The sequence below is a fragment of the Pseudoxanthomonas suwonensis genome, assembly GCF_010093235.1.
Lineage (GTDB): Bacteria > Pseudomonadota > Gammaproteobacteria > Xanthomonadales > Xanthomonadaceae > Pseudoxanthomonas > Pseudoxanthomonas suwonensis.
The window spans coordinates 55,319-65,596 of the sequence record NZ_PDWP01000023.1 but is presented as its reverse complement, the minus strand read 5'-3'; the positions used below and the strand labels follow the sequence as shown (position 1 = coordinate 65,596).

The window sequence follows — 10,278 nt, the reverse complement described above, 5'->3', positions numbered from 1 at the left end:
TTATTGTTGTTTTTCCATCTGTCCGGACACCGCCTATACCAACACAGCTGCATTCTCCGGCCGCGTAAGATGGGTATAAGAAACAGTGCTGGAACTGCGACAAGAGGCCCGCCGGCCTTCAGTATCCGGCGGGCTTTTTTGTGGGGGCCAGTTGCCTGCTGGCTTCATTGACGAATGGAAGCGACATGAAACGAGCCCACCGGCCCGGCGCGTTCGCGCTGTTGGCGTCTGTTCTTCTTTCCGGTTGCGTCTGGGCCCCAGGCCAGCACCTGTCTCGCACCGAGCCAGGGCACGGACAGATTCGTACATCCGGCAATGACCAGCTGGATCTAGTCGCGATAACTCCTCGCCTTATCGCACAGGAACAGGCGGGTCGCGCGAACGCATCTGCTATACCTCAGGCACTGCTCGACTATCGGCCGGAGCCCTACCGCATTGGCGTTGGGGACGTCCTGTACATCACGGTGTGGGAACACCCTGAACTGACGGTACCGGCAGGTTCCCAACAACAGGGCGCCCTTGCCGGAAGGCTGGTCCAGGCAGACGGAACTTTGTTCTACCCGTACATCGGGAAGATCAAGGTAGTCGGACTGACCCCGACCGAGCTTCGAGATCAACTCGCGCGCGACCTTGCCAAGGTTATCCAAGAGCCTCAGGTAGACGTCTCAATCCTGAACTATGGGAGCCAGCGCGTGTGGGTTACCGGTGCCGCCCAGCAATCCAGCACCATCCCGATCACCGTCGCCCCACTAACACTCCAGGACGCCCTCAGCAATGCGGGGCTAAACCCGACCCAAGCAGACTTGTCGGGCGTTCGACTCACACGCGACGGCGTGTCCTACACCTTGGATATGTCTCGGCTTGGCGGGCAGCCGATCTATCTCCGTAGCGATGATCAGATCTATGTCCCATTCCTGGATTCCAAGGAAGTCTTTGTCGTCGGCGAGGTCAATCAGCCAGGAGCGCAGAGCTTCCGAACTGGCAGTGTCAGTCTCAGTCAGGCGCTTGGCAGATCACGCGGATTGGACCAGGCCACTTCCAATGGCAATGCGGTATACGTCATACGTGGCGCGCAATTGGGGTCCCTCGAAAACCACCCGTCCGTCGTCTATCAGCTCGAGGCAAAGAATCCTGCGGCATTCGCTGTGGCAAGCCAATTCGAGCTTCTTCCGGGAGACGTGGTGTTCGTCGGCGCGGCAGGTATAACCCGCTGGAGCCGGTTCGTGAACCAGCTACTTCCCTTCACGGGGATCATTCGTAACGCGACCAGCGTCAGCAACGATCTCTCCAACAACTAAGGGCAGTCGTGCACGTGCTTTCCACCCCCCGGGGAAGCAGGCTCCGTCTTCCCGCCTGCGCAGGAACCACCCAAAAGCTGTTCCACATCAGCCCCGCGTTGTTGCTGGTCATCCTCCTGGCTGGCTGCGGCACGACGTTGCAGACGGGCGTGGATGTCGCGCGCACTATCGTCGGCGGTCGCGATGTGCAGCAGCCCGTGCCCGAGCGTATCGCCGCCAGTCCATATGCCAGCCTGATGATGGACGACGGCACGGTCCGTGGCGTCATGATGCTGGGTAACGACGATGAGGGCCGACTGTCATGGCACAGCGGACACCATGTGCTTTTCCTTTGCGACGGGGATCAGGTCTGCGGAACCCATGAGCTTGGCGCCCGGCTCGACGATATGCGCATCGAGGGGGCCAACCCGTTCCTGGACTTGCGCACCGTCGGAAGCGGCACTGCCACCGTTGTGCGTCGCTATGACTGGCCGGACGGCTACCGCTACGGCATCCCGGTCACCGGCACTCTACGCCAATCAGGGCAGGAGCGGCTTGAGATCCTTGGCCGAGCGCGTGACCTCGTGCGTTACGAGGAGCACTTGCACGGTCCAGGCGTGGACGGCAGAAACACCTACTGGGTCGATCCGCGGACTGGCCGGATCTGGAAGAGCCGCCAGATGGTCACGCCCGACATATATGTCGACATCGTGCTACTCAAGCCTTATGCGAGGAGGACGCGGTGAGCGCACTTCTCCGCTACGTCTTGCTTGCGTCCATGTCCGCAGCGGGAATGGACGTTGGTGCGTCCACTCCCAGCTTGGAGGTGTCGGTAGAAGGAACGGTAAGCCGACCCGGACCCATCCAGCTTCCTGCCGGCACCCGGTTCGCCGACGCCGTGGTCGCTGCGATGCCGCGCCGTGATGCCTATATCCTTGGCGCTTCTGCATTCCGTGTGGCGACGTATACCGAGCACGTCCGCTTGCGTGCGGGGCTTCTACATGATCTGAGGACCATCGCCGAGTGGGCGGACGCGTCCCCGGCGGTCGCCGCACGCGCCGCAGCCCTCCATAGCTGGGTGGAGGGCTTGCCGGTGACGGGACGCGTCCCAATCGAGGGCAATCCCCGGCGGCTGGAAGTGAGCCGGGGAGACAGGAACTCTCTGCTGGCCCAAGGCGATCACTTCTTTTTTCCGGAAAGGCCCGACACCGTAACAGTGGTCGGAGCTGTGGTGGCGCCATGTGCGATCCCGCACGTAGCAGGTCGCGACGCCAGGGATTACCTCTCCGATTGCCTCATCGACCGGGATGCCGCCGACCCGGACACAATCCACGTGATCCAGCCTGACGGCCAGGCCTCCGCCATCGGAATTGCGGCCTGGAACCGAAGCCCTGCACAGCTGTTGGCTCCTGGCGCGATCATCTACGTGCCATTGCGCAAGAAGGTGACTGCCGAGGTCGCGCCTGAGCTAGAGCGCGACATGACCATCTTCCTGGCCAGTCAGCCGCTTCCACACGACGGGCTGGTGAATCCATGAGCCACCGCCATCATCCCAGGCAGGTCCTTCCCGCGCTCAGCGCGCTAAGCCTGGCTGTATGCGGAAGCTTGCAGGCGGAGGTTCCAGCAACCCAGAACGATTGGGGAACCGTAGGCCTCCTGCAAACGCCAACGGCACGCATGGCGGAGGAAGGCGAGTTCGCTTTCACCGCCAGCCACACCTCGCCCTACTCCCGGTACAGCGTCTCCATGCAGCCTCTTCCGTGGTTTGAGGCTGCCTACCGTTACGTCAACAACACCGCCGTGGCATATGGCCCACTGGGCGGCGACCAGCACTTCAAGGACAAGTCGATCGATTTCAAGGTCAGGCTCTGGACTGAAAGCCGATGGCGCCCGGAAGTGGCGTTTGGCGCGCGCGATGTCGGCGGCACCGGCTTCTTCGCCAGTGAGTACTTGGTAGCCAGTAAGCGTTTCGGCTCCGTGGATACCAGCATCGGCCTTGCAACCGGATATCTTGGAAGCGCGGGCAATCTCAGCAACCCCCTCGGCTGGATAGACGATCGCTTCGATGTGCGCCCAGGCATTCAGCAGGCGGGTGACTTCAACAGCAATACGATGTTCCGTGGCCCGGTCGGTGTCTTTGGCGGCGTGGCGTGGCAGACACCGTGGGAATCGCTGTTGCTCAAAGTCGAGTACGACGGGCACGACTACACCAGAGAGCTTTGGCCTGGACGTGGCGGCGTGCCAGCCAATCTTCGTCCTGATTCGCGCATCAACCTTGGATTGCAGTACACCCCCACACCTGGCGTTCGGTTCACCGTGGGCTGGGAAAGGGGTAATGAGCTACTCGCGAGCCTGACCCTGCGTGGAAATCTCAAGAACGCTCCACGGCAGCCGCGCTGGCTGGACCCGCCCAAGGTGCCGATGCGTGAGGAGTCACTGCAGCCGGTCGCGGGAGACGGAAGAGCCGCAGAAGTAGCCTTGGCGTCACCCAGCGAATTCGCGCCGGCAAGTGACGATTCCATCCTCGGATCAGTCGGCCCGCGGGAAGGCTATCCGCTGCTCCCTGGGCATGGATGGGACGACGTCCGCGCGCAATTGATCGATAACGCCGGCTTCTACCTGCGCCGGGTGGAGGTCAATGACCAGGAGCTCATCCTTCATGGCAACCAGACCCGCCACTTCTACCTGTCCGAAGGGCTCGGGAGGGTCGCCCGCGTCGTTGACAACATGGTCGACCCCCACATCGACTGGGTGACGCTCGAGTACAACCGCCAAGACATGCCCATCGCGCAGAGCAGCGTCTCGCGCAAGGCCCTCGCCGCGTATGTGAGGGGCGACATCGACCTGGACACGCTATCGCGGAGCGTTGAGCTGAATCCGCCAGGAAGTTCGCGGGAGGGGACCATCGTCTATGACAGGCCGCTAACCCGCCGGTTGACTACGAGCCTATCGCCGGGCCTCAAGGAGATCATAGGCGGCCCGGATGGCTTCATTCTCTACCAGCTCACCGCCAACGCGAGCGCGGACTGGATGTTCAGTCGCAGCAGCTGGCTCAGCGGAACCGTCAGTGTTGATCTCCTCAACAACTTCGACAAGTTCCGGTATGACGCGCCAAGTCGCCTCCCTCGCGTGCGCACCGACGTCCGGCAGTACGTGACCACATCCGAAGTCATGGTACCGAACTTCCAGTTCACCACTACACATGCGCTCGGCCGTGATCTCTACGGCATGGCATACGCGGGCCTGCTGGAGAGCATGTACGGCGGGGTCGGGGGCGAGATTCTCTATCGGCCCATGGGGGAGCGCTGGGCCTTGGGATTCGACGCCAACTGGGTGAAGCAGCGCGATTACGACCAGCGGTTCTCGTTCCGGGACTACTCGGTCGCCACGGGCCATGCCACCCTGTATTACGACCTTGGATTCGATCGCCGCATCCACGTGGCCACGTCCGCCGGCCGCTACCTCGCCGGTGATTGGGGCGTCACGGTCGACGTATCGCGGATATTCGACAATGGCGTAACGATGGGTGCATACGCCACCAAGACCAATATTTCCGCTGCCGAGTTCGGTGAAGGCAGCTTCGACAAGGGAATTTACGTCCTGGTGCCAATGGACCTGCTCATGCCCCGCTCCAGCAGAGCTACCGCAAGGCTGTGGTGGCAGCCGCTGGTCCGTGATGGCGGTGCACGCCTCGCGAAGAAGTACAGCCTGTACCGGATGACAGGCGAGCGGGACCAGAAACTCTTCTTTGACAATATTGAATACATCGATCCCTGATTATCTTCACGCAGCCTCTACATGGATTTAACGAGGCAATGAAAAGAACACTTGCAGGATTTGATGCTGCAATGCAACATCAAGCCTCCCCTCCGGCTTCGCCGGAAAAACCACACGGATGAAGGGGAACTACCATGCTGCTCATGCCAATCAGGTCGGAAGAAACCACGGCCCCCGAGCGGACGGCGAGCAAGTTCACTGCCGCCACGGGGGTGGTGAGACGTGCTGCCGATCCACTGATGCTGGTCGGCGGAGCGCTGCTGGCATACCGCATCCGGTATGGCAGTTTCCGGATGGACACGGATCACATCAGCCTGACGGTGCTGACCACGTTGTTCGGGCTGCTCGTGTTCGGTTCGTCCTCGCTGTACCGCAGCTGGCGCGGGCGGGGCATTACGACCGAGCTGGTGACGCTTTCATTGTGCTGGTCACTGATTTTCGCCGGGATGCTGTTCTACGCCACGGTAGTCCAGCTGGTCGGCGAGCTTTCACGCCTCTGGCTGGGCGCCTGGGCCGGTATCAGCCTCGGCGGTGCAGCTGCAGTCCGCCTCGGTCTCCGCGGATGCGCGGCGTGGGTGCGCGCACGCGGCATGGATCTGCGGACCGCGGTTATCGTCGGCGGCAATCCGGATGCGCAGCGCATCGTCGAGGCGATGCGCCGCAATCCCTGGATGGGCATCAAGGTAGTGGGTTGGTTCGCTACCAGCGCCGACCGCTGTGCGCTGCACGGCATCCGCCCGATGGGTCGCGTCGATCGACTGGCCGAGTTCGTCGAGAGTCGGCACATCGACCAGGTCTGGATCGCCCTGCCAATGCGTGAGCAGGGGCAGATCGCCTATGTACTGCGCCAGCTCGATCACTCGACGGCCGACATCAAGCTTCTTCCCGACCTCTTCGGCCTGCAGCTGCTCAATCATTCGGTCGAGCAGATTGGTGGACTGCCGGTCCTCAACCTTCGTTCCAGTCCGCTGGATGGTCCCGCACACCTGATCAAGGCCACGATGGACAAGGTACTGGCCTCCCTCATCCTGATCATGATCTCTCCGCTGATGATCGCCATCGCGATCGGGGTAAAGCTCAGCTCGCCGGGTCCGATCTTCTTTCGGCAGCTGCGAAACGGACTCGGCGGCAAGCCCATCGAGGTGTGGAAGTTCCGCAGCATGCGGGTGCACCAAGAGGCCGAAGGCCAGGTCACCCAGGCGAGCAAGGGCGATTCGCGCGTTACCCCGTTCGGCGCCTTTCTCCGCCGCACGAGCCTGGACGAGCTGCCCCAGTTCATCAACGTACTGCAGGGCTCGATGTCCATCGTCGGCCCTCGGCCACACGCCATCGCGCATAACGAGCAGTACAAGACCCTTGTTGATCGCTACATGCAGAGACACCGGGTCAAGCCTGGTATCACGGGCTGGGCGCAGATAAACGGCCTGCGTGGTGAGACCGACACCGTCGAGAAGATGGCCCGCAGAGTGGAGTACGACCTCTACTACATGCAGAACTGGTCCCCGTGGTTCGACCTCCGAATCATCCTGCTGACCGTGTTCAAGGGCTTCGTCAACAAGAACGCGTACTAGACCACATCAGGCCAAAGCGATCGACACAGGAGCACCAGATGAAGATTGCCGTAGCCGGCACGGGATACGTCGGCCTCTCAAATGCCGTTCTGCTTGCCCAGAACCACAGCGTCGCTGCCCTGGACATCAATCCAGCACGAGTTGAGGCGATCAATGCACGCCGGTCGCCGATCGAGGACCGCGAGATCCAGGATTACCTGGCCAACCGCCAGCTCGACCTTAAGGCCACGCTGGACAAGCAGGAGGCCTACGCCGGAGCCGACTTCGTCGTCATCGCGACGCCTACCGACTACGACCCGAAGACCAACTACTTCGATACATCCTCCGTCGAATCGGTCATCCGCGACGTGAAGGAGATCAATCCCGGCGCGGTGATGATCATCAAGTCCACCGTGCCGGTCGGATACACCCGTCGGATCCGTGAGACGCTCGGCACAGACAATGTCATCTTCTCGCCGGAGTTCCTGCGCGAGGGCCGGGCACTCTACGACAACCTCTATCCAAGTCGTATCGTGGTCGGCGAACGCTCCCCACGCGCGGAGCGCTTCGCGGCCCTCCTTCAAGAGGGCGCTGTCGCCAGGGACGTCCCGGTGCTGTTCACCGACTCGACCGAGGCCGAGGCGATCAAGCTGTTTGCCAACACCTACCTGGCCATGCGCGTTGCCTACTTCAACGAGCTGGACACCTACGCCTGCACCCATGGTCTGGACACGCGCCAGATCATCGAGGGCGTATGCCTCGATCCGCGCATTGGCGGGCACTACAACAACCCAAGCTTCGGCTACGGTGGCTATTGCCTGCCCAAGGACACCAAGCAGCTGCTAGCCAACTATAGCCACGTACCCCAACACCTCATACGCGCGATCGTGGAGTCCAACCGGACCCGGAAAGACTTCATCGCGGACGAGATCATCGCGCGAAATCCCAGGACCGTCGGGATTTACCGTCTGGTCATGAAGACGGGCTCGGACAACTTCCGCGCCTCTGCCATCCAGGGGGTGATGAAGCGGATCAAGGCCAAGGGCATACCCGTCATCGTCTACGAGCCGGTACTGAATGAGCCGGACTTCTTCCGGTCCGCGGTAGTCAATAACCTCGATTGCTTCAAGGAGCTTGCCGACGTCATCGTCGCAAACCGCATCACGCCCGAGCTCCAGGACGTATCGGAGCGCGTTTACACCCGCGACCTTTTCGGTGCGGATTGAAGAGGAAACACCTGATCCATGCCAAGACCCACTACGGTTCGCTGACATGTCCGTCCCGAGCGATTCCCCCCGCATCCTCGTCGTCGGCATCAATTACGCCCCCGAGAACATCGGGACAGGCAAGTACACGAGTGAGATGTGCGAGTGGCTGACTGCACGCGGGCGCGCCGTCCGTGTGGTCACCGCACCTCCCTACTACCCTGCCTGGATGGTGTGGGATGGCTATCGTCCACTGTGGTACCGGCGAGAGCGCATCTCGGAGGTGGACGTGATCCGCTGCCCCCTGTGGGTCCCGACGAAGCCGAGCGGGATTACCCGGATCCTGCATCTGGCCAGTTTCGGGCTCAGCTCCTCATTGGCACTGCTCTGGTCCATCGGCTGGCGCCCGACACACGTCGTTTCAATCGCGCCGACGCTCGCAAATGCTCCCATGGCCGCCTTGGTCGCCCGACTTTCCGGTGCGCGCAGTTGGCTGCATATCCAGGATTTCGAACTCGATGCCGCCCTGGACATGGGAATTGTCGAGGCAGGCCCCATGAAGCGTCTGGCAATGGGCCTGGAGCGTCTACTGCTGCGCTCCTTTGACCGTGTGTCCACCATCTCGCCCAAGATGGTCGAGCGACTGGGTAAGAAAGGCGTAGCACCGGCGCGCCGGGTCCTGTTCCCGAACTGGGCCGACATCGACGCGATCCAGCCTCTGTCCAGACCAAGCACATACCGCCAGGAGCTTGGAATCCCGGACGACGCCGTAGTGGCCCTCTACTCTGGGAACATGGGTCTCAAACAGGGCCTCGAACTGCTTGGGGAAGCAGCACTTCGCCTGCGCGACGAAGAACGTCTCTACTTCGTGTTCGGGGGCCAGGGTCCAGGGCGTGACGCACTGGAGGTTCAATGCGCGGGCCTACCGAACGTACGCTTCCTTGGTCTGCAGCCCACCGAGCGTCTCAAGGACTGGCTCGGACTGGCTGACATCCACCTGCTGCCCCAGCGCGCGGACGTGGCCGATCTCGTGATGCCGTCCAAGCTCACGGGGATGCTGGCAAGCGGCCGCCCCACGCTCGCCACCGCACTCCCTGGTACCGGCGTTGCGCTTGCCCTGGAACGCAGCGGGCGGGTGGTTCCCCCCGGCGATGTCGAGGCCTTCACCTCCGCTCTTCGGGAACTCGCCGCCGATCCTTCAGTGCGCAAGTCACTGGGCGACGCCGCACGGAACCAGGCGCTCAGCACGCTATCGCGCGAATCGATCCTCAATCGCTTCGAGCAGGCGCTGCTCGCCCCCTGATCCCCCAATAGTCGATACAAGGAACTGATCGCAATGACCAAACGCGCACTCATCACCGGCATCACCGGACAGGATGGATCCTATCTCGCCGAGTTCCTGCTCGAGAAGGGATACGAGGTCCATGGCATCAAGCGTCGTGCCTCTTCGTTCAACACCCAGCGAGTGGACCATATCTACCAGGATCCACATGAGTCCGGCGCGCGTTTTCATCTGCACTACGGTGATCTGACCGATACCAGCAACCTGACCCGCATCATCGCCGAGGTGCAGCCCGACGAGGTCTACAACCTCGGAGCACAGAGCCACGTGGCGGTCAGCTTCGAAGCACCGGAATACACAGCCGACGTGGATGCCATCGGCACCCTGCGCCTGCTTGAAGCGATCCGGTTCCTCAAGCTTGCCGACAAGACCCGCTTCTACCAGGCATCGACTTCCGAGCTCTTCGGTCTGGTCCAGGAGATCCCGCAGCGGGAGACCACGCCTTTCTACCCTCGCAGTCCCTACGGCGTGGCCAAGCTTTATGCGTACTGGATCACCGTCAACTACCGCGAAAGCTACGGCATGTATGCCTGCAATGGCATCCTGTTCAACCACGAGAGTCCACGTCGCGGCGAGACCTTCGTCACCAGAAAGATTACTCGCGGCCTCGCCAACATCGCCCAAGGCCTGGAGTCCTGCCTGTACATGGGCAACCTGGATGCCCTGCGTGACTGGGGCCACGCCAAGGACTACGTGCGCATGCAGTGGATGATGCTCCAGCAGGAGGCGCCGAAGGACTACGTGATCGCGACCGGCGTCCAGTACAGCGTCCGTGAGTTCATCACGATGGCGGCCAAGGAGCTCGGCATCTCCCTATCCTTCGAAGGCAAGGGCGTGGAGGAGAAGGCGGTGGTTACTGCAGTCGACGGCGACTCCGCTCCCGCCGTGAAAATTGGCGACGTGATCGTTGCGGTCGATCCGCGTTACTTCCGTCCATCCGAGGTAGAAACCCTGCTCGGCGATCCTTCGGCGGCGAAGACGAACCTGGGCTGGATACCTTCCATCTCTCTCCAGTCGATGGTTGAGGAGATGGTCACACACGACCTGCACGAAGCCAAGAAAGCGGCCCTGCTCCATACCCATGGCTATCAGTTCACCAACAGCTCGCCGGAATGACGGCCAGGACT

The 10,278-nt window shown here is 61.9% G+C and carries 8 protein-coding genes; all 8 read left to right on the top strand.

What is annotated here, in order from left to right:
- Positions 1–185 precede the first annotated feature (185 nt).
- Positions 186–1,298, top strand: a complete 1,113-nt coding sequence (locus tag CSC68_RS12060; RefSeq protein ID WP_162203801.1) for a polysaccharide biosynthesis/export family protein — start codon at positions 186–188, stop codon at positions 1,296–1,298.
- A 101-nt stretch (positions 1,299–1,399) separates the two neighbouring features.
- On the top strand, positions 1,400–2,023 hold the full coding sequence (locus CSC68_RS12055; RefSeq protein ID WP_246193556.1) for a YjbF family lipoprotein: 624 nt from the start codon (positions 1,400–1,402) through the stop codon (positions 2,021–2,023).
- The gene (locus tag CSC68_RS12050; RefSeq protein WP_162203800.1) at positions 2,020–2,814 is read left to right on the top strand and encodes a capsule biosynthesis GfcC family protein; all 795 of its coding nucleotides are present in this window, start codon (positions 2,020–2,022) and stop codon (positions 2,812–2,814) included. Before CSC68_RS12055 ends, CSC68_RS12050 begins: the two co-directional genes overlap by 4 nt.
- Positions 2,811–5,054, top strand: a complete 2,244-nt coding sequence (locus CSC68_RS12045) for a YjbH domain-containing protein (protein WP_162203799.1) — start codon at positions 2,811–2,813, stop codon at positions 5,052–5,054. Before CSC68_RS12050 ends, CSC68_RS12045 begins: the two co-directional genes overlap by 4 nt.
- Positions 5,055–5,188: 134 nt before the next feature.
- Positions 5,189–6,625 (top strand): undecaprenyl-phosphate glucose phosphotransferase, encoded by a 1,437-nt coding sequence (locus CSC68_RS12040; RefSeq protein ID WP_162203798.1) that lies wholly within the window; start codon positions 5,189–5,191, stop codon positions 6,623–6,625.
- A 38-nt stretch (positions 6,626–6,663) separates the two neighbouring features.
- Positions 6,664–7,830 (top strand): nucleotide sugar dehydrogenase, encoded by a 1,167-nt coding sequence (locus CSC68_RS12035; RefSeq protein WP_162203797.1) that lies wholly within the window; start codon positions 6,664–6,666, stop codon positions 7,828–7,830.
- A gap of 46 nt (positions 7,831–7,876) precedes the next feature.
- The gene (locus tag CSC68_RS12030) at positions 7,877–9,112 is read left to right on the top strand and encodes a glycosyltransferase WbuB (RefSeq protein ID WP_162203796.1); all 1,236 of its coding nucleotides are present in this window, start codon (positions 7,877–7,879) and stop codon (positions 9,110–9,112) included.
- A 33-nt stretch (positions 9,113–9,145) separates the two neighbouring features.
- Positions 9,146–10,267 (top strand): GDP-mannose 4,6-dehydratase, encoded by a 1,122-nt coding sequence (gmd, locus tag CSC68_RS12025; protein WP_162203795.1) that lies wholly within the window; start codon positions 9,146–9,148, stop codon positions 10,265–10,267.
- Positions 10,268–10,278: the final 11 nt, after the last annotated feature.